This window comes from Wenyingzhuangia sp. IMCC45467 (assembly GCF_054111205.1).
Genome location: NZ_CM134196.1, coordinates 1,981,158 through 2,002,700 on the forward strand (window position 1 = coordinate 1,981,158; position 21,543 = coordinate 2,002,700).

General features: G+C 33.0%; 14 protein-coding genes. 2 read left to right on the forward strand and 12 right to left on the reverse strand.

From position 1 onward, the window contains the following. Positions 1-42 precede the first annotated feature (42 nt). Both ilvC and ilvA read left to right on the forward strand, forming a co-directional pair. Complete coding sequence (gene ilvC / locus ACXGQT_RS08520) at positions 43-1,518, forward strand: ketol-acid reductoisomerase (RefSeq protein ID WP_457828172.1); 1,476 nt, start codon at positions 43-45, stop codon at positions 1,516-1,518. An 82-nt stretch (positions 1,519-1,600) separates the two neighbouring features. Next, entirely contained in the window at positions 1,601-2,842 is a 1,242-nt protein-coding gene (gene ilvA / locus ACXGQT_RS08525; RefSeq protein WP_457828173.1) for a threonine ammonia-lyase IlvA, read from the forward strand. 49 nt (positions 2,843-2,891) lie between these two features. Here the strand turns inward: ilvA and ACXGQT_RS08530 are convergent, their stop codons facing one another. The 12 genes from ACXGQT_RS08530 to ACXGQT_RS08585 all read right to left on the reverse strand — a co-directional run bounded on the left by ACXGQT_RS08530 (position 2,892) and on the right by ACXGQT_RS08585 (position 21,540). Beyond that, positions 2,892-3,209, reverse strand: coding sequence for a DUF4286 family protein (locus ACXGQT_RS08530; protein ID WP_457828174.1), 318 nt, complete (start codon positions 3,207-3,209; stop codon positions 2,892-2,894). A gap of 28 nt (positions 3,210-3,237) precedes the next feature. Then, complete coding sequence (locus ACXGQT_RS08535; protein ID WP_457828175.1) at positions 3,238-4,008, reverse strand: enoyl-CoA hydratase/isomerase family protein; 771 nt, start codon at positions 4,006-4,008, stop codon at positions 3,238-3,240. A 101-nt stretch (positions 4,009-4,109) separates the two neighbouring features. Next, positions 4,110-5,639 carry a ThuA domain-containing protein gene (locus ACXGQT_RS08540; RefSeq protein ID WP_457828176.1) on the reverse strand — a complete coding sequence of 510 codons (1,530 nt, stop codon included), beginning with the start codon at positions 5,637-5,639 and terminating at the stop codon, positions 4,110-4,112. 74 nt (positions 5,640-5,713) lie between these two features. Then, a complete protein-coding gene (locus ACXGQT_RS08545) occupies positions 5,714-7,150 on the reverse strand; it encodes a sensor histidine kinase (protein ID WP_457828177.1) in 1,437 nt (478 codons plus the stop codon). Positions 7,151-7,308: 158 nt separating this feature from the next. After that, positions 7,309-10,140, reverse strand: a complete 2,832-nt coding sequence (leuS, locus tag ACXGQT_RS08550; RefSeq protein ID WP_457828178.1) for a leucine--tRNA ligase — start codon at positions 10,138-10,140, stop codon at positions 7,309-7,311. Positions 10,141-10,310: 170 nt separating this feature from the next. After that, positions 10,311-11,531 carry a T9SS type A sorting domain-containing protein gene (locus ACXGQT_RS08555; protein ID WP_457828179.1) on the reverse strand — a complete coding sequence of 407 codons (1,221 nt, stop codon included), beginning with the start codon at positions 11,529-11,531 and terminating at the stop codon, positions 10,311-10,313. Positions 11,532-11,538: 7 nt separating this feature from the next. Continuing rightward, on the reverse strand, positions 11,539-12,957 hold the full coding sequence (locus ACXGQT_RS08560; protein WP_457828180.1) for a cellulase family glycosylhydrolase: 1,419 nt from the start codon (positions 12,955-12,957) through the stop codon (positions 11,539-11,541). A gap of 25 nt (positions 12,958-12,982) precedes the next feature. Continuing rightward, positions 12,983-13,324, reverse strand: coding sequence for a hypothetical protein (locus ACXGQT_RS08565; RefSeq protein ID WP_457828181.1), 342 nt, complete (start codon positions 13,322-13,324; stop codon positions 12,983-12,985). A 543-nt stretch (positions 13,325-13,867) separates the two neighbouring features. Then, positions 13,868-15,538 (reverse strand): sulfatase family protein, encoded by a 1,671-nt coding sequence (locus tag ACXGQT_RS08570; protein WP_457828182.1) that lies wholly within the window; start codon positions 15,536-15,538, stop codon positions 13,868-13,870. Further along, positions 15,538-17,271, reverse strand: coding sequence for an endo-1,4-beta-xylanase (locus tag ACXGQT_RS08575; RefSeq protein WP_457828183.1), 1,734 nt, complete (start codon positions 17,269-17,271; stop codon positions 15,538-15,540). Before ACXGQT_RS08575 ends, ACXGQT_RS08570 begins: the two co-directional genes overlap by 1 nt. 8 nt (positions 17,272-17,279) lie before the next feature. After that, positions 17,280-18,152 carry a sugar phosphate isomerase/epimerase family protein gene (locus ACXGQT_RS08580; RefSeq protein WP_457828184.1) on the reverse strand — a complete coding sequence of 291 codons (873 nt, stop codon included), beginning with the start codon at positions 18,150-18,152 and terminating at the stop codon, positions 17,280-17,282. A gap of 7 nt (positions 18,153-18,159) precedes the next feature. Then, positions 18,160-21,540, reverse strand: a complete 3,381-nt coding sequence (locus ACXGQT_RS08585; protein WP_457828185.1) for a T9SS type A sorting domain-containing protein — start codon at positions 21,538-21,540, stop codon at positions 18,160-18,162. Between the last annotated feature and the right edge of the window lie 3 nt (positions 21,541-21,543).

The following is a 21,543-nucleotide window of genomic DNA, read 5'->3' on the forward strand; positions in this document are numbered from 1 at the left end:
GCGAAATAACAAGTAACAAATTAGAATAAAAATAAAAGCAAAATGGCAAATTATTTTAACACACTTTCTTTAAGAGAGCAATTAGAGCAATTAGGACAGTGTGAATTTATGGACAGAAGCGAATTCGACAACGGTGTTGAAGCTTTAAAAGGTAAAAAAATCGTAATCATCGGATGTGGTGCTCAAGGATTGAACCAAGGGTTAAACATGCGTGATTCTGGATTAGACGTTTCTTATACTTTAAGAGGTGCTGCTATCGAGGAAAAAAGACAATCTTTTTTAAACGCTACTGAAAATAACTTTGCTGTAGGAACTTATGAAGAAATGATTCCTACTGCTGATTTATTAATCAACTTAACTCCAGACAAACAACACACTGCTGTTGTTACTGCTGTAATGCCATTAATGAAAAAAGGAGCTACATTATCTTACTCTCACGGTTTTAACATCGTAGAAGAAGGAATGGAAGTTCGTAAAGATATTACTGTAATTATGGTAGCACCTAAATCTCCAGGATCTGAAGTTCGTGAAGAATTTAAGAGAGGATTTGGAGTACCTACTTTAATTGCTGTACACCCTGAAAACGATCCAGAAGGAAAGGGATGGGATTATGCTAAAGCTTACGCTGTTGGTACAGGGGGACACACTGCTGGTGTATTAAAGTCTTCTTTTGTTGCTGAGGTTAAGTCTGACTTAATGGGAGAACAAACTATCTTATGTGGATTGTTACAAACTGGATCTATCTTATGTTTCGACAAAATGGTAGCTGAAGGAATTGATGCAGGATATGCTTCTAAATTAATCCAATACGGATGGGAAACTATTACTGAAGGTTTAAAATACGGAGGTATTACAAACATGATGGATAGATTATCTAACCCTGCTAAAATTGAAGCTTTTAAAGTTTCTGAAGAGTTAAAAGACATCATGAGACCATTATTCCAAAAGCACATGGATGATATCATTTCTGGTGAATTCTCATCTACAATGATGGCTGACTGGGCTAATGATGATGTAAACTTATTAACTTGGAGAGCTGCTACAGGAGAAACTAACTTTGAAAAAACTCCTGCTGGAGATTTTGAAATTTCTGAGCAAGAATACTACGACAATGGTACTTTAATGGTTGCTATGGTTAAAGCTGGTGTAGAATTGGCTTTTGAAGCAATGGTTGATTCTGGAATTGTAGAAGAATCTGCATACTACGAATCTTTACACGAGACTCCATTAATAGCAAATACTATTGCTCGTAAAAAATTATTTGAAATGAACCGTGTAATTTCTGATACTGCTGAGTACGGATGTTACTTATTTGACCACGCTTGTAAGCCTTTAATTGCTGAGTATGTTAAAAACGCACCTAGTAACTTAATTGGTAAGCCATTCTCTACAGGAAGTAATGGTGTAGACAATGCTGAATTAATTGCTGTAAACAAAGCTATTCGTGAGCACGAGGTTGAGTTTATTGGTGAAGAATTACGTGAGTCTATGACGGCAATGAAAAAAATCGTTTCATAAAACGAATTTTTTAATATCTCAAAAGCCGTTGCAAATGCAACGGCTTTTTTTATTTTTACTTATCAGCAAATAAACAACACCCATGGTTACTTTAGAATCGGTTCTCAAAGCACAAATGAACATCAAAGGAGTAGTGCAAAATACCCCTTTGTCTTTCATGGATAATTACTCAAAACAATTTGAGGCAAATATCTATTTTAAAAGAGAAGACTTACAACTAGTACGCTCTTATAAAATTAGAGGAGCTTATAACCGAATTAAAAATCTCAGTAAAAAAGAACTAGCAAATGGTGTGGTTTGTGCCAGTGCAGGAAATCATGCACAAGGAGTGGCTTTTGCTTGTAATGCCCTAAAAACAAAAGGAGTCATTTTTATGCCTGTGACCACACCCAAGCAAAAAATTTCTCAGGTTAAAATGTTTGGTGGTGAATTTACTACTGTTAAATTGATTGGAGATACTTTTGATGAAAGTTCTAAAGCTGCAGAAGCCTATCAACAAGAAAACAATGCCATTTACGTACATCCTTTTAATGATTGGGATGTGATGTCTGGACAAGGAACGGTAGGATTAGAAATTTTAGATGCTTTGAACAAACCTATTGATTATTTGTTTTTACCTATTGGAGGAGGTGGATTGGCTTCTGGAATTATTACAGTTTTTAAAAACTTAAGTCCTAACACAAAAATTATTGGTTTAGAACCCAAGGGAGCCCCGTCTCTTAAAACTTCATTAGAAAAAGGAGTAAACACTAAAATATTTGATATTGATAAGTTTGTAGATGGAGCTGCCGTACAAGAAATGGGTAAAAACACTTTTCCTATTTGTAAAGATTATTTACATAATGTTACTTTAATTGATGAAGGACATATCTGTAAAACTATTTTAAAACTTTACAACGAAAATGCCATTGTTGCAGAACCTGCTGGAGCGCTTTCTATTGCTGCTTTAGATAATTATGCAAATGAGATTAAAGGCAAAAATGTTGTATGTGTATTGAGTGGAGGTAATAATGATATTACCAGAATGGAAGAAATGAAGGAACGTGCCTTATTGTACGATGGTTTAAAACATTATTTTATTGTTCGTTTTCCACAAAGAGCAGGAGCTTTAAAAGAATTTGTAGGCGATGTATTGTCTGATACTGACGACATTGTACATTTTGAATACACCAAAAAAAACAGTAGGAGTACTGCTTCTGCTATTGTTGGTATTGAACTTAGTCAAAAAGAAGATTTTGAACCTTTACTTTTTAGAATGAAAGAAAAAGGATTCTTTGGGGAGTATTTAAATGATAACCTGGCCTTATTTAGTCAAATAGTATAAACAAAAAAACGCTCAATTGAGCGTTTTTTTGTTTTATAAATCTATGGTTTTAATAAAAGTCACCTATGACTTCCATCTCTGTTTGAAAAGAAACAGTATCTCCGTTTTCAAATTTAGTTTGCATTTTAGCATTCATTTTTGAAGCATCTTCTAAATAATACTTTTTAAATGTATCTCTATTTTTAATAGCATATTGAACAGAGTATGTTTTTCCTCCCATTTCTTCTTGAATCATTACTCTTGACATTTTTGCTCCAGTAAATTTTCCTGTTGCCAACATTTCTGGTATATAAACTTCTTTCATCCACAACAACCAATCTTCGTGAATAGTATCTGCCACATTTGTAGTTACATTATATATATACATTTCTTAAAATTTGTGCAAAAATACAAGTTTATTTAAAATTAGGCTTTCTCTTTTCTAAAAATGCTGTTACCCCTTCTTTAAATTCATCTGTTCCAAAACAAGAACCAAACAATTCTATTTCTTTTAATAGACCTATGTTTCCATAAGTAGCGTTAATAGCTTGTATACTTTTTCTTACAGCTCTAGGAGAATTTTTAATTATTTTATTTGCAATTTCAATAGCCTTTAATAATAAATCATCTTGAGAGACTACATAATTTACCATTCCTAGTTTTAATGCTTCCTGTGCTGAAATCATTTCTCCTGTAAGAATCAACTCCATGGCTTTCCCTTTTCCTACCAACTGTGTTAATCTTTGAGTTCCTCCATAACCAGGAATTACCCCTAAAGACACTTCTGGCTGCCCCATTTTTGCATTGTCTGAGGCAATTCTTATCTGTGCAGACAAAGCTAGTTCTAACCCGCCTCCTAATGCATAACCATTTATTGCTGCAATAACAGGTTTTGTATAAGTAGCAATTTTATCAAATAAAAGTTCATGACCAAAACGAGACAATTCTGTTCCTTCTCTTCTGTTGTAATTAGAAAACTCTTTAATATCTGCTCCCGCCACAAAAGCTTTATCTCCAGATCCTGTAATAATTAAAACACGAATAGTATCATCAGACTCACATAAACACAATACGTGATTAAGCTCTAAAATGGTTTTTTTATTCAATGCATTGAGATATTTTTCACGATTTATAGTGATATACATAATAGCTCCTTCCTGTTCAAATTGAATGTTTTCTATTTGCATTATAAACTTGTTTTAGAGATTTTAAAATTATGCTGCTTGACTGTTTGTAAAAAACATCCTTAAGATAAAAAAAGCAATCTAAAAATTAGATTGCTTTTTTGTTATTTTAAATACTTTTTAAATTTACTTGGAATTTCATCGATAGATTTAATTTTGATGTCTTTATAAAACACTTCTGCTCCCTCACTCTGTATTTGAATTCTTCCTCTACTTAGTGGTATAAATCCATCTCCTTGTTTTTCTCTAGAGTTATACAAAGTCATCATTACTTTTCCATTTACTATATGAATACTTGTTCCGTTATAGGTAATTAACTCTATAGTATTCCACTTTCCGTTTTTCTTTTCGTTATCATCAAATTTCTTAACATTTCCGGAATAAAACTCTCCATCTAAATCATAAACTCTTACATTCTTTCCATTTCTTATTATCGTTTTACTAGGAACATCAGCAACAGCCCCACCAAGAGCATAATAATCTCCCATATCACCTTCTTGAATTTGGAGTTCTTGAGAACGCATCCAAACGTTCCAAAATTGCCTAAAAGGCCCTACACAATGATACAACAATCCACTATCTCTTATATCTTTTAGTCTAGGCTCCCACTTTTTTTCTCCCCATTTTACTTTTAGTTTTAAATGGTAGTTTTCATACTCTTGTTTAGTAGTTAATGCTCCATATATTTCTCCTGTAATATGTACTGTAGTATTTCCTTTTTTATCTTGAACAAAATCAAATACCTTTTTAGGATCGTTGTTTAACCCTAAAGGCTCTCCTTTTATTCCGTTGCTGTTTGGGTTTACGTTTGGTATACCTTTAATTGTTTTATGAGGCACACCCATATGAACATCCCAATTATGATGAGGATTCCCTTTTAACAACGGAGTCCATTTTTTGGTAAGTGTATTTATGTTTTCATTCCCTGCAGCCCATTCTATTCCGGCTTCTAATTGTTTTAACAAACGCTCATCAGAATAAGACTCAACAGTATGCCCTAATCCTGTATAAAAAACTCTAACCCCATCATAATGATGATACCATGTAATAGGGTGCTCTATTCCCATTCTCTTTCCTGTATAAGTACTTTCATCTAAAGTAGCTAATACGTTTACATGTTGTGCTACAGGGTTTTTAAAATTATACCATTCATCAAAAAACGCTTCACTATCATTTAAATGCGCTACAGCTTTATGTCCATGTGACTTATTAATATGCAATGTTGCTTTTTGTTGTTTTGGATGACTTGCAAAACTAGCCCCTAAAAGATTTACATACCACTCCCAGTCCATTTCAGTATCTGTTGCAGCATGTGTTCCTACAAAACCTTTCCCGTTAGTTAAAAAAGTTTTCATAGCATTTTGTTGTTCTTCATTTAAAATATCACCAGTAGTGTTTAAAAAAAACAAAACATTAAACTGAGATAAATCTTTTGAATTAAACAAATTGGCATCTTCAGAAAAAGTGATTTTCCAATTTTTATCTTTAGCCATTTGCTCCATGGCTTTTTTACCAGATTGAATAGATTCATGTCTAAACCCTGCTGTTTTAGTAAAAACTAGAATAGACGTTTTTTGAGCATTGATATTATTAAATATCAAAACAATTAACAATAGCGCAAACTTTTTTAACATATTTACATCTTTTTAATAGTATTATTAACGAAGATATAAATTTAACTTAGTTTAATAAGAAAACTAACAGGTAATTATTTTGGAAACGTTATTTTAAATTCTGTACCATACCCAACTACAGATGAAAAAGAAACTGTTCCTCCGTAAGTTTCTGCTATGTTTTTTACCATTGGCAACCCTAGTCCCATTCCACTAGTTTTGGTGGTAAACTTAGGTTCAAAAATAAGATCTTTATCTTCTTCCGAAATTCCTTTTCCGTTGTCTTTTACTATTAAAGCAACTTGGCTTTCGGTTTCTACTAGTTTTACTTCAATCTTTGGTTCTTTTACACCATCAGTTGCTTGAGTGGCATTTTTAACCAAATTATTAATAACTCTAGTGATTTGATTTTTATCCAAGTTTAGATAAATCTCCTCTTTTTCAGAATGAAAATCTATATCATTTTCATAAAAAATATCTATGGCAGACTTTACCGTTTTTACCATATCTACTCTTTCTATATTTTTTTGTGGCATTCTAGCAAAATCTGAAAACGAAGTTGCAATAGATGACATCACATCAATTTGTTGTGTTAACATTTGTGCATAATCTTTTACTTTTTCTCTAATTCCCTCTGCATTAGGGTCAAAAGTACGTTCAAAACTCTGCACTGTTAACTTCATTGGAGTTAACGGATTTTTAATTTCGTGAGCTACTTGCTTGGCCATTTCCCTCCAAGCCTGCTCTCTTTCACTTTTTGCCAATTTCTCAGCACTTTCTTCTAATTCATCAATCATTTGATTGTAAGCATCTACAATTGAAGCAATTTCAGGAGTGGAGTCTTTGGTATCAATCTTTTGATTGTTCTGTAATAATTTTGTTTCTTGAATTTTATCTGAAATAGATTTTAACGACCTAGTAATATAACTAGACAAGAAATAAGCAAACGCAACGGCTAACAATAACATAACTCCATACACCACAAAAAGTCTATTTAAAAAAGAGGTTAATTCTTCTTCTTCCTGACTGTTGTCTTGTATATATTCTATTTTAAGAATTCCCACATTATTCATGTTTCTATCATGAATATAAGAATAAGAGGTTTGAGATATCTTTCCATCAACCAAGCTAGCAGACTCTTTATATTCATCTTTATGCTTTAGGTTTTCTAATACTTCAATAGGCATTCTATCCTTAAAAACTCTAAACCAAGGATCAAAAGAGTTTATTTGTAACTTTCCGTTTAAATCATAAATACTCATTTTCATGTCGTGCACAGTAGCAATTTCATGAATTCTTTCTCTAAAAATAAACCCTAAAAACTGTTGATATGCTGGATATATAGTATTTTCTAATTCAAAATTTACGTTTTTTTGTGCAGCTGTTTCTTTTCTTTCAAAACGAGAATCATAATATTCTTTTGTTTGTTTTTTATATTGCTTTACAGTAACTACTGCTATAAATATTGAGGCAAGCCCTACCAAAAGCAACATGGCCAAAAATATTCTGATCCTTAAAGAAACTCTATTCATCTGGAAAACTATTAGTTAAGTGGATTGATATACTTAAATTTTATTATCAAAAGCTAAGCCAATGTAAGAATTTGAGTTTAATTTATAACAAAAGCCCTTTATAAACAAACAAAGGCGATGCTTACACATCGCCTTTGTTGTTTGCTAAACCGTAGAAATTAACCAACAATATTGATGATTTTTCCCGGTACTATAATTACCTTTTTAGGAACTCTACCTTGTAATTGAGCCGTTGTTTTTTCATGAGCCATCACAATGTCTTCTATTTCTTTGGCTGATAAGTCTAATGGTAACTCCAATTTAAACCTCATTTTACCATTAAAAGAAATAGGGTATTCTTTAGCACTTTCTACCAAATAACTTGGTTCGAAAATTGGGAATGGAGCTATTGAAATAGATTCTGAATTTCCTAACTTAGACCATAGCTCTTCGGTAATATGTGGTGCATATGGAGAAATTAAAATCAACAAAGGTTCTAAAATTTCTTTTTTATTACATTTTAAAGAAGTTAATTCGTTTACAGCAATCATAAAAGTACTTACCGATGTATTAAAAGAAAAGTTCTCTATATCTTCTTGTACTTTTTTGATGGTTTTATGTAAAACTTTAAACTCCTCCTTGCTTGGTTCACCTTCTACTCCATTAAAATTGTTGGCATTTGCATACAACCTCCATAACTTTTTTAAGAAAGAGTGAGATCCTGAAATACCTGCTGTGTTCCATGGTTTAGATTGCTCTAAAGGTCCTAAGAACATTTCGAACAAACGCAAACTATCTGCTCCATATTCTTCACAAATACTATCTGGATTGACTACGTTATATTTAGACTTGGACATTTTTTCTACTTCACGTCCTACTTTATAAATTCCATCTTCTAAAACAAACTCAGCATTTTTATATTCCTCTCTCCAGGCTTTAAAAGCTTCTGTGTCTAATTCATCCGAAGCATTTACAAAAGACACATCTACATGAATGGGTTGTACTTTTTGATCTTTAATCAAACCTTTTGAAATATATTTTTGAGTCCCCTCTAATCTATACACAAATGCAGAAGTTCCCAAAATCATTCCTTGATTGATTAACTTTTTTGCAAATTCATCTACAGGAACATAGTCTAAATCATACAAGAATTTTTGCCAAAAACGAGCATATAATAAGTGTCCTGTAGCATGCTCTGATCCTCCTAAATACAAATCAACCTCTTTCCAATAATTTAAAGCTTCTTTGCTTGCAAACTCGTTTGGATTATTCGCATCCATGTAACGATTAAAGTACCAAGAAGAACCTGCCCAACCTGGCATCGTATTAAGCTCTAAAGGAAATACATTTTTATTATCAATCAACTCATTACTCACTACTTTCTTCTCTGTACTACTCCATGCCCAAACCTCAGCATTTCCTAGTGGTGGCTGTCCGTCTTCTGTTGGCAAATATTTTTCTACTTCTGGCAACAAAATTGGCAAGTGTTCAGAAGATATCATCTTAGGCATTCCATCTACATAATACACAGGAAAAGGCTCTCCCCAATAACGCTGACGGCTAAACACAGCATCTCTTAATCTGTAGTTAATTTTTCCTTGTCCAAATCCTGCTTTTTCCATTTCGTATATGGCAAGCTTGGTAGCTTTCTTTACGGTTAATCCTGATAAGAAATCGGAATTGGCAATTTTAGCGGTTTTATCCTCACAAGCTCCTTCAGAGATATCTACTCCTTCAAAAATATTTTTTATAGGAATATCAAAATGTTTTGCGAAATCATAATCACGTTGATCTCCACATGGAACGGCCATTACCGCTCCTGTTCCATAACTAGCCAACACATAATCTCCAATCCAAATAGGAATGTTTTCTCCTGTAAAAGGATGGATAGCATACGCTCCCGTAAAAGCTCCAGAAATGGTTTTTACATCAGCCATTCTATCACGTTCAGAACGTTTTGCTGTAACCTCTATATAAGCTTCCACAGTTTCTTTTTGTTCCTCTGTTACAATTTGTGACACCAACTCATGCTCTGGTGCCAATGTCATAAATGTCACTCCAAAAATAGTATCAGGACGGGTGGTAAACACTTCTATTTCAAAATCTTGCTTCTCGACTTTGCTCGAAGACCCATCTACTTTGAACCTTACACTAGCACCTTGACTTCTCCCAATCCAATTGGTTTGAGCATCTTTTAAAGGTTGTGGCCAATCAATAGTGTTCAACCCATCTAACAAACGTTGTGCATAGGCTGCAATACGCATAGACCACTGCATCATTTTTTTGCGAACTACAGGGTGACCTCCACGTTCTGACAATCCGTTAATAATTTCATCATTTGCTAAAACTGTACCCAATGCAGGACACCAGTTTACTTCTGTTTCAGACAAATAAGTCAATCTATATTTTGACAGCACTTGCTGTTTTTTAAACTCAGGAAAATCACTCCATTCCGATGCTGTAAAATCAACCACGTCTTCATCACAAACTGCTTGCACATTTTCTGTTCCATTTGCCTCAAACAAAGTAATTAACGTTTCAATTTTTTCTGCTTTGTCCGCAGCTTTGTTATACCAAGCATTAAACAATTCTGTAAAAATCCATTGTGTGTGCTTGTAATATTCTGGAGTTGATGTTCTAATTTCACGAGACCAATCAAAAGAAAAACCAATTTTATCTAATTGTTTTCTATAAGTATTGATGTTGGTTTCGGTAGTTATTGCAGGATGTTGCCCTGTTTGAATGGCATATTGTTCTGCTGGCAACCCAAAAGAATCATATCCTTGAGGATGCAACACGTTAAAGCCTTTATGACGTTTATAACGAGCAAAAATATCTGAAGCAATATATCCTAACGGATGACCTACGTGTAAACCTGCTCCCGATGGATAAGGAAACATATCTAAGGCATAAAACTTAGGTTTTTCTGAAGTATTTTCTGCTTTAAAAGTTTTGTTGTCTGCCCAGTATTTTTGCCACTTGGCTTCTATCTCGTTAAAATTATATTCCATTTTTTGCTAAAGTTCTTAATTAAATAAAAACTATTTTTTTGAGTTAAGTCGCAAAAATACAGTTCTTAGACGAAAGAATAAAGAGTTGACGGAAGTAAATTACAGGTATAAAAAAATAGCTGAGCATTTTACCACTCAGCTATTTTAGTCAAATTACTTTAAACTTGTTTTTATTTTTTGATGAATTTTTTAGACAACACTTGGTTGTTCTCATTTTGTAATTTTAACACATATACTCCTAAAGATAACTGAGATACATTTATTTGATTTTTAGATGCACTTGTTAACACTTTTTGTCCTGTAATGTTATATACTTCTATTGCTGTAATAGTTGAATTTCCTGTTATGTTTAACACATCACTAACTGGGTTAGGATATAAACTAAAATCTGCATCTTCAATATTTTCTGAGCTTAAAGTCTCGTTGTTATCAAAAATAATCTGATCAATTTGTATATCTCCAGCCGACGATGCATTTCCTGTATTACCCGTGTTTCTAATTGCTAGTTGAATATCCGTTACATTACCTGTCCACTCTGTTTTTGCGGATGCTAAATCAACAGATAACGTTTCAAAATTAGACATACTTGTATTAATGGTTTCATTTGTACCTACAAAAGCAACATAGTTATCTTCCGATGACCTAAATTGAATTCTCAATTGATTATTATCTGCAGATAAATTTTTATAAACTATATGCATATGGGTATTTGTACTAGCATCTATAGAAAAATTACTATTAGTTACTTTAGCAATTGCTGTCCCAACTGCTGTTGGAGTTATTGACAATACACCTCCACTTACTGTAGTTGTTGCATCATTTAAAGACGACCATCCTTCAACATCTCCATCATTATTGAAATCATATAGTGTTTTTTCTGGTTTTGTGGATATAAACTCAACCTTATCAATTTCTATAGAACCATCAGTATCTATACTATTACTCCCATTAGTTCCTCCAGGCTCTCTAAAAGCAATATCTATAGCATTTTGTGTTCCACCAGATCCATTGTTGTCCCAAGCAGTATCAGTAGATAAATCTACCACATATGTTTTAAAATAATTTGTATTAGGGCTAATAGACACCACCACTCCTGATGTACCTGTACCAGTTTCTAAATCTTCATAAACAAACCTAAATTCAGAGACCGATGAGTTATTTTTTAAAGTAATTGCAACAATTCCGTTTGTTACAGGATCAGTAACTCCTGCAGCTGTATGTCTTAATTTTGGATCTTGATCTACTACAAAATCTAATGTTACACTTGTAGCATTTTGAGTTAAAGTTGACTGAACTCCTGTCCAACCTCCATCTACTCCTGTAAAATCAAAAGTTTGAGAAAACCCTAACATAGGGAATGCTGCTAACAATAATAATGTAATTTTTTTCATGACGTTTTTAGTTTTTAATTAATAATTTATGTTTAGTTATAATTTTGTTTAAAAAGCTAATTTCCAACATATAAGAACCATCTATTAAGTTATTTAAAACAACAGAGTTACCAAAGAAATTAGTGTTTTGTTTTGCTCCTAGAGCATTGTATATTTCTACTTTTTTTATCGTATTTTTTGAGTTTATATAAACTTTATTTTGTGCTGGATTTGGATAAATAGTTGTGTTAAATTCTTCATCTTCAATATTTTTATTACTCAACGTACTTTCTAACAAAGCATTTTTTACATTTTCTACCCAACTTCTGTCTTCAACTTTATAAATGGTTTTACCAGACTTATCGCCAGCATCCCAAGCGGTAAAAGCAAAACCTAATGCTATGGCTTTGTTTGCTACATAACTATGAAATGCTGCTCTAGAATTGGCATCTGGCCCTCCAAAATCGCCAAGGGTATTTTTAGAATAGTTGATACCGCTTTCATTATCAGCTCCAAACTCTCCTAAAAAAACTGGAATATTATTTAGAGTAGCCCAATCTTTTACTTCCTGAAAATGAGTATCTACCGCTTGTTCATCGGCTACTGTTCCCCAATCAAAATCGTTGTGTTCTTCACTGGCAGAAGCTGTAAAATCTCTAGGCAAATAATAATGAAAGGTTGCTATTAAATGGTTATCACTATTTAAAACAGTATTTCCTATTTGCAAAGGAGCTTCGTAAGCATTTTTTGTTCCTCCTGTAATGACAATATTTCTGTTGTTATTGTTTGCTCCAGAATTACGGATGATGTTAATAATATCTGTATTTAAAACATCCATTTCTGCATCGGTAAGAAAAAAATAAGGTTCGTTTACAATTTCAAACAACAAATCGTATGAATGATTTTTAAACCTATTGGCAATTTGTGTCCAAATAGCTCTAAACTTCTGATTATCGGCAGCACGTTTTGCCGAAGTAGGTTCTGTATAATAATCAGTCCATTTGTCTTTTGGACTAAAAGTATGCAGAAACTCATCTTTTAAAGACTTTCCGTGAAAATCTAAAATCACCACTAAATTTTGGTTTAATCCCCAGTTAATAACCTCTTCTACCCTGTTTAAATAAGTAGCATCTATTATATAACCTGAAGCATTTCCTGTGTATAAATGTGAGGTGTTGGCTTGCTTACTGTAAACTGAAGTGTTACCACTGGTTCTTGTTCCTAAAAAATCTATGGGAATTCTTACTGTGGTAAATCCTGCATTTGCAACATCTTGAAAATACGATTCTGTAAATGCAGGAGCCCAATTACCTTCTATTGATGCACTCATTACATTTCCCATATTGATACCTCTTCCCATTTTTTCTACCATTTGCTCAGGAGTTATCTGTGCAAATGCAAAAAAAGGTTGAGTTAACAAGTAAAATATAATGGTTATAGTTCGCATGGTTTATAATTCTAAAAATGAACAATTATTCTTTTTTCTTAGCTTCTCTTCTTGCGTTGATCTGATCTTTAGTTAACACTTCTTTAAATACTTGTTGAAAGTATTTTTTGTTGATTTCTTTTTTCTCTTCTTGTGTTCCTCCTGTTTTATTCAACTCTTTTAATGCTTCCATTCTTTGAGTTTGAATCCCTATTATTTTTTCTGTTTGTTCATCATTTAAAGCCAATGATTGATCTACAGAAATAATTTGCTCGTTTAATTCCTTAGTCCATTGTTCTGCTTTTTTAGTTACTTTTTTAGATTGCGAAAAACCTACAAAAGTAAAAGTCATTAATAATAAACTTAGCGTTAATGTTCTTGTAGTCATTGTTTTGTGTTTTTTAAGTTTAACAATGATGTAAAATTCTAAAAACAATGTCTTTTTTAAGTTTAAAAATCGTCAAATAGGGTTTGTTTAGCGTAAAAACTATTATTAAACATCAAAAAAACACTCAACATTTACTAGTATATAATAAAAAAAGCTTTTTGTTTTTGTGACTATCGCAATAAATCTATTTGTTTTTTAACAAACTACTCTTCCCCTCTTCAATCAATATCAATCAGAATATCTTTTTATGAGTAGTGGAAAAAAAATTAAGAGAAAACTAATCTTATGTAACCGTTATGCATTTGGAGTAATCGTTGTCTGATTGAGTGAGTTTTACGATTGTAAATGAGTGAAATTTGTATCGAAATCTGAATTTGATACTCGTAAAATTTAGTTCTCGATACAATTTTTCCTTCCTCTTCTCAGGAAAAATTACTCGAACTGACATCCGAAATTTATTTTTTACTCCACATGCACAACGGCTATTATGTAATTCAAACTTAGATGATCGTATCTCAAGTTTAAAAATTATCAAACTCCCAATTATAATTTTTGTTTAAAAACCTCGCTTTCTTTATAACCAATTCTTTGAGCAATGGCATATATGTATTGTCCTTTCTTAACATTAAACGGTTTAGTGTATAACCTCCAAGGCAAATCAAAATGAACAGCTGTAATTTCTACATCGCTTACCATATAGGCCACAGAAGCTCCAGAGGTTTTACAGTTTAATTGCACTTGTTCTTTAGCTATTATAATCTCTACCTTTTCTGTTTGTGGTTGTATAAAATTTGGCCACATACTTTCTATCAATTCACTTTCTAGCTGTGCTCCATAATCTTTTCTGTTTTTTTGAAAATCATCTAATGCTGTTCTCATCTTTTTTAATTCAGATGCATAAGCTGTATTTGAGGCTAAATTATATAGGTTGTGTGGATCATTTTCTACATCGTAGAGTTCTTCGGTAGTTTTTGTCTCGAACCAACTTTGCTGAACATCATTTAATTTATTTTCCTTTTCCAATTCTAAAAAAGGCAACATCATTGGTACTTGTTTTCTATACCCAACATCTTTGTATTTAGTTAAGTTTGGATGGTAATTTTTAAGATATAAAAACTTTGAACTTCTTACGGCACGAATTCTATCTGTAAACTCATCAAACCTGTCCGAAGTTCCATAAACATACGCTCTCTCTTTGGTTTTGTATTTTCCTAAAAAGGCTTTTCCTTCCATGTATTTAGGAGACTTTAGACCTGCAAGACTCAGAACAGTAGGAGCTAAGTCTACAAAAGAAATCATACGATTTGTATAGCCACTCTTTGTTTGTATTCCTTTAACCATAAACGGAACTTTTAAACCCGAATCGTAAATTTCTCGTTTTTGTCTTGGTAAAGGCCCTCCATGATCGCTATAGAAAAACACAATGGTATTGTTGTAAAGTCCATCTTTTTTTAACTGACGGATGATATCTCCCACTTTTTTATCCATAATTTCCACATTGCTATAATGTCTGGCAATGGTTAATCGGGTAGCTTCTGTATCGGGTAAATATGGTGGTACTTTAACATCCTTTGGATTTACTGTTAAAGGCAACTTGTTTTTTTTCCACAACTGGCTTTCGTGGGTATCGTTAATATTAAATACCGAAAAGAACGGTTTTCCTTTAGGAGTATTTCTCCAATGAGCGTTGTTGTTATTCTCATCCCAAGAGGTAATAGGGGCAGCAAATTGATAATCGGTTTTGGCATTATTGGTACAATAATACCCCTGTGCTCTTAAATATTCTGTAAAACATTTTACATCTTCTGGTACCACTGCCGAGTATTGTTGTATAGGATTGTTTTCTATATCTAAAATATCAGACTCTTGTCTGTTTTTATACGTTCTGTTTCCCCATGACTGTACATCCATTCCTGTACGCATGTGCATGGTTCCTATACTTGTAGGATACATTCCTGTAATAATTGCGGAACGAGTAGGAGCACAAACTCCCACAGGAGCAAAAGCATTGTTATACACCATACTTTCTTTTGCCAATGCATCTAAATTTGGAGTTTTAGCAATGGAATCTCCATAAAAAGATAAAGTAGGACTAATATCTTCGCAAACAATCCAAAGTATATTAGGTTGCTTATTTGTTTCTTTTTTACTGTTGACATTGTTACTACAAGCAGTGCAATAAATCAATAAAATTAAACTGTAAAACCACTTCATTATAATGATATTTTATAAGTATTATTTTGTCTTGGCAGCACTTTAAAAGTTCCTGTTATTAATTTTCCATCTTCTACAAAAGTGTACTCATACTCTCCATAAAAACCTCTTCCACCAACAAATCCATCGTTATTGGTTGCTCCAATTAAATTTGTTTTCCATTGGTTGTGTACCAAAGAAAAATAGGCTCTCCCCATCACTCCAATATCTCCTTCTTCTGTATAAATATCTACTTTATCTCGTTCATCATCGGTACATCCCCAAAACAAAAACTCCGATACATTTGGATGACTAAAAGCGGCGATCATAAAATCACGTGTGTATTGTTCACGTATTTCCGGATCTTGTACATCCATAGTAAATTCCGAAATTCCTATTTGCTTTCCTAAAGTAGCATAGTAAGACAAAATTTGAAGAACTCTTTCAGGAGAAGTTAAATCTGTCCCTATATGACTTTGTATTCCAATACCATGAACAAGTCTTCCTGTATGCTCATCAATTCTTTTTATAAAATTGTAGTACCATTCTTGCTTTTGAGTGTCAATTCCTCCTTTGCTAATAATTCCATATTCGTTGGTATATCTCAACGCATTTGGCTGAATTTTCTTAGCCAAGGTAAATCCGCTATAAAGTAAATCTTCGGAACCTGTTATGGTTTGTAAATCTTTATTGGTATAAGCTTCGTTTACAACATCCCACTTAATTACCTTATTTTTAGTTTGTTCTAAAACATCTGTTACATGGGAGGTTATTATTTGTTTTACCTTTTCTGGATTGTTTTTATTTTTTCTAATTTCTGGAGTTAAATACTGAAAACCAGGCCAGATAAGCACATGCCCTTTGGCAACAATTCCATCGTTTTTTAATATTGTTAATGCCTCTTTGGTAATTTCTTGTTTTTTAGGTTTTTCCCAAGATTTTATTTTTAAATCGTTAGCCAAAACAGTGTAATTAAAAGCTTTTTTAAAATTTTGATAACGTTTGTTTTGAGCTACAATATCTTGAGCATCCATCGCTGCACCAAAAGGAAAAGCATGTTTGATTAACTTTATTTGTATATTTTGATTTACTACAGGCTTGTCATCTTTATAAAACTGAACTTTAAAATTTCCTTTTCTTAATTGCTCAATACGTTTTAAAGCCTCTTTTCTCCACAAAGCATCGGCCTCCATACCTGCATACGTAATTTTGGTTTTAGGAAGCGAATTGATATCTGTTCCCATAGGAAACATTTGAAATTTGATATCTTTTAACAAAAAAGATTGAGGCTTAAATCCATATTGCAACACCAATCTAAAATCTTTTTTAGAAATATATTTGCTCGCTTTAAAAGGAATATAGTACTCTTGCCAATTGGAAGAAATACTTACTGTGCTGGTAATATTGTCTTTATAAGAATCCGATTGTCTAAAAAGCCACAGCATTTTTGCCTCTCCTGTTTCTAGAGAAGAGGTTTCTGTTTTTGCTCTAAACGACAATAAAAACACCTGACCTTCTTTAAAGTTTTGTGGTTCTGTAGGTAATTTACTTGCCAAATTATATATAAACTGAGGTTGTTGTAATGTGCTTATTTTTAAAAGTTGTTTTTCTTTTACTTCAATCTGTCCATCGGAACCATTGCTTTTTAAAAAACTTAACTTTTGAACCTCCAGAATGTCATTTCCTTGAGGTATTGTTTGAGCAAACAACCCTAAAAACGACAAGCAACCTATAATACAGAATAACTTTTTCATGATACTTTTTAATTTTCAATCATTAAACTTTTTAACCCTTGGTAATTTTCTTGTAAAACTAATTCCGGATCTCCTCCTTTAACATGTCCCAATATTCCAAACGGACCTTTATACCCAATATTTAACAAACTGATTATCATTTCTTTTTCTAGATTTCCTTTTCCTATGGTTATAATTTTAGACCCTTCTTTTTTCATTCCATTAAGATTTACACACCATAAATAAGGCAATAGTTTTTTGATGTTTTCTTGGTAATGTTCTAAATCTTCATGCGCATGATGAAAATTAAAAATCACTCCTAAATCTTCATCGGGTAAAGCTCTTATTATTTTTAATTGATTGTTAGGATTCCCAAACCAACCTCCATGATTGTACAAAGCTATTTTACAACCTAACGCTTGAGCTCTTTGAGACAGATAGGCAATCATTTCTACACTCTTATTCAAAGCTTCTGTATCTGACAAATCTTTAAAATATGTAGGATCAAACCCCACCCATATTTGGGTTTTCAAACCTGTTTTTTCTAAATTTTTAAAAACAGCTTCTGTTAAATCTCTTAAGTGATACGGTTTTTCTTTATTCAGATTGATATACAACCAAACAGCCTTTATAGCAATTCCTTTTTCTTTTGCCAATTTCCATTCTTGCTCCATTGTTGGAATATGCTTGGCTCTATGTCCGTAAGCATATTGTTGATAGCCCAACCTTTCTAACATTTCTAAACGTTCTAATGACGTTCTTTCTTTTACATCAAAACCCACAATAGACCAAGGGATTAAATTGCTTTTATCAGCCACGGCATTCAACTGTTTTTTTGTAGCACAAGAAAACATGAGTAAAGTAAAAAGCAAACAACCTATTTTAATATAAATCCCTCTCAAAATTTTCTTATTTTATAATCACTTTTTTTACTTCATTTAGGCCTTCATCACTTTTTATGTGTAAAAAACAAACCCCGTAAACATTGGCAATCTTAAAACTCATATGATCTGTATGGTTAAAACTTTTTTGATGAATTAACTGTCCCACAACACTATAAACTTGTACACTTATATTTTTATGTGATTTTTTGAGTTTTATATTTATCTCTCCAGTAGTAGGATTTGGCCAAACTAAAGTTTCTGCAATGGTTGTATTTGGAGTTGATAAGCTTTCTGATATTTTTTTTCCTACCACTTCAACCTCAGCTAACTTTATTCTGTTTACTCCCTCTGCCTGAATTCTGACATATCTCCCTTTTACATTGATATTATTAACCGATAATTTTCTTTGAGGCAAAGCATTCATGTGATAAGAAAAATTAGCATGATTTTTTGCATTGCTTAAAGACATTCCTGTAAATGGAGTTTCGGCTATCAGTACATAAAAATTGGTAAAATGATTAGATACCGTTTCTATAGCCGACCCGTTTAACTCTACAGTATTCCAGACATCTATATAATCAATTATTTTTTCCTCTCCTAAATCCATATCAAACCAAGGTTCATTTTCTTGTTTTGTTGATGAAAAACTACCCACAGGCACCAAACCTCTTTGAAAAATTTGAGCATTTACTCTTCCGTTGTTATTTCCGTCTATGGCTTTTTCGGCAGAAGCATCAATATCTTCTCCATCATAAGAAAAAGTATCATCAGTAGAACTTTGAGAAACCGTTGCAAACCTACTCACCAATTGATTTTTGGGTTGTAAGCTACTCATAGACTCTACACTTGCCGATGCAAACACACCAGTACTAAGAGCATTCATAATTTTTACTCTCACTGGAAAAGTGGTATACTGAAAACTACGTCTATTTGGCAAACTTTCTGGCAAAATAAAATACAACTGATCGTTATTATTTTCATCCTTATAAACTCCGTTATTTAATAAGTATTCTTCAAACTTAGCCTGCGATGCAAATTCATAAATTCTTGTTGGATATCCTATGCGTAAATCTCCTTGAGCTGGTGCTTGCTCAATTCCCATATCATAACTTCCAAAATCATCTGTGATAATTCCGTCAATTTCAAAACGAAAATTATTGGTAGCATAGTCAACTTTTAAGGCGGTTGAATCTAACACTGTAAAACTAACATCACGAGAAGTAACATCACTTGAATTTAAATGAATAGCATTATCACTATGTTCATTATACTCAGTAGCTGTACTTTCATCTTCTTTAATTATTTGATAAAAATCCCCTACATTTTCAGTTTGTAAGTTGACAAAAATCCACGGTGTAACCCCATTGTTTCTTGTTTTTAATTGTCCGTTACCGCTTTCTACCAATTTAGAAACTGTTATACCATATCCTAAATCTACCATTTTGATATTTTCAAACGTTTGATTATGGGAGTGCTTCCATAAATAAGCTCCCACAGAATTGTTATTTTTCCCAGAAATAAACACATCTTTAAAAGAATAATCTGCCTGATAGGTAATAGACAACCCTTGATTGACTCCCCAAGCATTGAATCCATTAAAGATAGAACGAGATTCGTGGTTTACTCCCATATCACGTTCAATAGAACGTAACCCTTGGTTACTCCAAATAACCGTAGTATTTTCCATAATTAAAGCAGATTCTACCGGCATTACTCCATCTCCTTCTTTGCTATATCCGTTTACGCTTAAAGGAAAATTATCAACTTCGTACCCTGGTCTTTCTGCCAAAGCTCTAGCATCTAACCTATCTAAATTGGTTACAGATGGATTCATATTGATAACTCCAACTCCTTGCTTGGTATTAGAAATTACATTTCCTCTACAAATTACAGCTCTACCTTTCATAGCCAATCCTTGACCAGAATAAAGATAATCATCATGAAACAACGCTGCTGTATATGGATCTGTTGTGTGACCTTCTTGAATGTTTACCACTAAATTATTATCCCAAAAACCTGTTTCGCTACCTGTCTCTGATACAATTCCTGCTCCCACCACATCATAAACTACGTTGTCTGAAACATTGGCATGAGAATCGTGATGCGTAATTCCCCATCCTGGATTTCCCCAAACCACATTTCCTGTAATATTTGTAATATTATCACCATAAGCCGCCCCTGTTTTGTGTAAATGGAGCGTGTATCTTCCTCTGGGATTTGTCATTTCATCCGTGGGGTTTGCTTTCATTTGAGCGCATTCTTGACCTAAAGCAGATACTTTGGATTTAAAAACCACAGGATCTAACCATTTATCCCAAATAAAATCATCGACAAGTCGAGATTTATCCGTTCTTCCCATATCTTTAAATGATGCATTTCTTATTTGCACATTTTCATTATTGTGCATGGCCATGATATGTGCTCTATGATGAACATTTGCTGTTGAACCTGATGAAAAGCTGATGTTTCTGGTAAGATTTCCTACATAACAATGTAAATTATCTGCTGATCTTCCTTCGTGATTTTTTTCTAAGTTAGAAGTTAACGATATGGTATTTCCGTTGATAGCCGAAATTTCCACCTCATCTTCTCCGTTACTGGACGTGTTTTGATTTCCTCCATGTGTTACAATTAGCTTGTCTCCTATTTTCCATCCTTCGGGAACAGATGCCAATTGTAGTTGACTTTGATTTCTTAAAGCATTAGATGATAATTTGGACATGTTTAATTTCTCTTGTCCAATAATTTCAACTTGCCCCATGGTAACCATTCCAATAGACAATTGTGTAGGATCCCAATGATGCCTACCTGTAACTCCCACTCCATCATCATATAAAACTCTAGAAGTTTCTATTACTTGTGTGTTTCCTGCCAATGCTTCGGCATAAGAATTAAATCTATCATCTGGTCCCACAGACTGAGTAACTTTATAAGTAGTAGCTCCATCTGAAAAATGAGCCATCGCATTAGAGTTCCAGTTGTTGGACTGACCTTTAAAAGCTTCAATATCAAATGGAGTAATGGTTATATTTATTTTTCCATCGGAAACATTACTCGCATGAAACTTTACATAAGAACTCATTGTTCCAATAAAAGTATCAAACGTTATGGTGGTAGTTTGATTGCTATTGGTTTGAGTACAATTAAAATTTCCATCTACTCTAATGGCAAAAATATGAACATTAGAAACTCCTTGATAATTCACTGTAATTCCAGAGGGAATGACCACAATAGCTCCATTTCCAGGAACAGTTCCAACATTCCATGTATTTACATCAAACCAACTTCCGTTTTGTACAGCTGTATGCGTGGCAGTATTTTCTGGTACTAAAGAAGCTAGCATTTGAGACCATCCTATTTGACAATAGGAAAAAAGGAATAAAAACGTATATAGACAGACTCTCATAGT

What these genes read in the sequence shown, in the direction of transcription:
- ACXGQT_RS08535 (WP_457828175.1), bottom strand. Translation starts at nt 4,008, where the DNA reads ATGCAAATAGAAAACATTCAATTTGAACAGGAAGGAGCTATTATGTAT.
- ACXGQT_RS08575 (WP_457828183.1), bottom strand. Translation starts at nt 17,271, where the DNA reads ATGAAAAAGTTATTCTGTATTATAGGTTGCTTGTCGTTTTTAGGGTTG.
- ACXGQT_RS08545 (WP_457828177.1), bottom strand. Translation starts at nt 7,150, where the DNA reads ATGAATAGAGTTTCTTTAAGGATCAGAATATTTTTGGCCATGTTGCTT.
- ACXGQT_RS08530 (WP_457828174.1), bottom strand. Translation starts at nt 3,209, where the DNA reads ATGTATATATATAATGTAACTACAAATGTGGCAGATACTATTCACGAA.
- ilvA (WP_457828173.1), top strand. Translation starts at nt 1,601, where the DNA reads ATGGTTACTTTAGAATCGGTTCTCAAAGCACAAATGAACATCAAAGGA.
- ilvC (WP_457828172.1), top strand. Translation starts at nt 43, where the DNA reads ATGGCAAATTATTTTAACACACTTTCTTTAAGAGAGCAATTAGAGCAA.
- ACXGQT_RS08555 (WP_457828179.1), bottom strand. Translation starts at nt 11,531, where the DNA reads ATGAAAAAAATTACATTATTATTGTTAGCAGCATTCCCTATGTTAGGG.
- ACXGQT_RS08540 (WP_457828176.1), bottom strand. Translation starts at nt 5,639, where the DNA reads ATGTTAAAAAAGTTTGCGCTATTGTTAATTGTTTTGATATTTAATAAT.
- leuS (WP_457828178.1), bottom strand. Translation starts at nt 10,140, where the DNA reads ATGGAATATAATTTTAACGAGATAGAAGCCAAGTGGCAAAAATACTGG.
- ACXGQT_RS08585 (WP_457828185.1), bottom strand. Translation starts at nt 21,540, where the DNA reads ATGAGAGTCTGTCTATATACGTTTTTATTCCTTTTTTCCTATTGTCAA.
- ACXGQT_RS08565 (WP_457828181.1), bottom strand. Translation starts at nt 13,324, where the DNA reads ATGACTACAAGAACATTAACGCTAAGTTTATTATTAATGACTTTTACT.
- ACXGQT_RS08560 (WP_457828180.1), bottom strand. Translation starts at nt 12,957, where the DNA reads ATGCGAACTATAACCATTATATTTTACTTGTTAACTCAACCTTTTTTT.
- ACXGQT_RS08570 (WP_457828182.1), bottom strand. Translation starts at nt 15,538, where the DNA reads ATGAAGTGGTTTTACAGTTTAATTTTATTGATTTATTGCACTGCTTGT.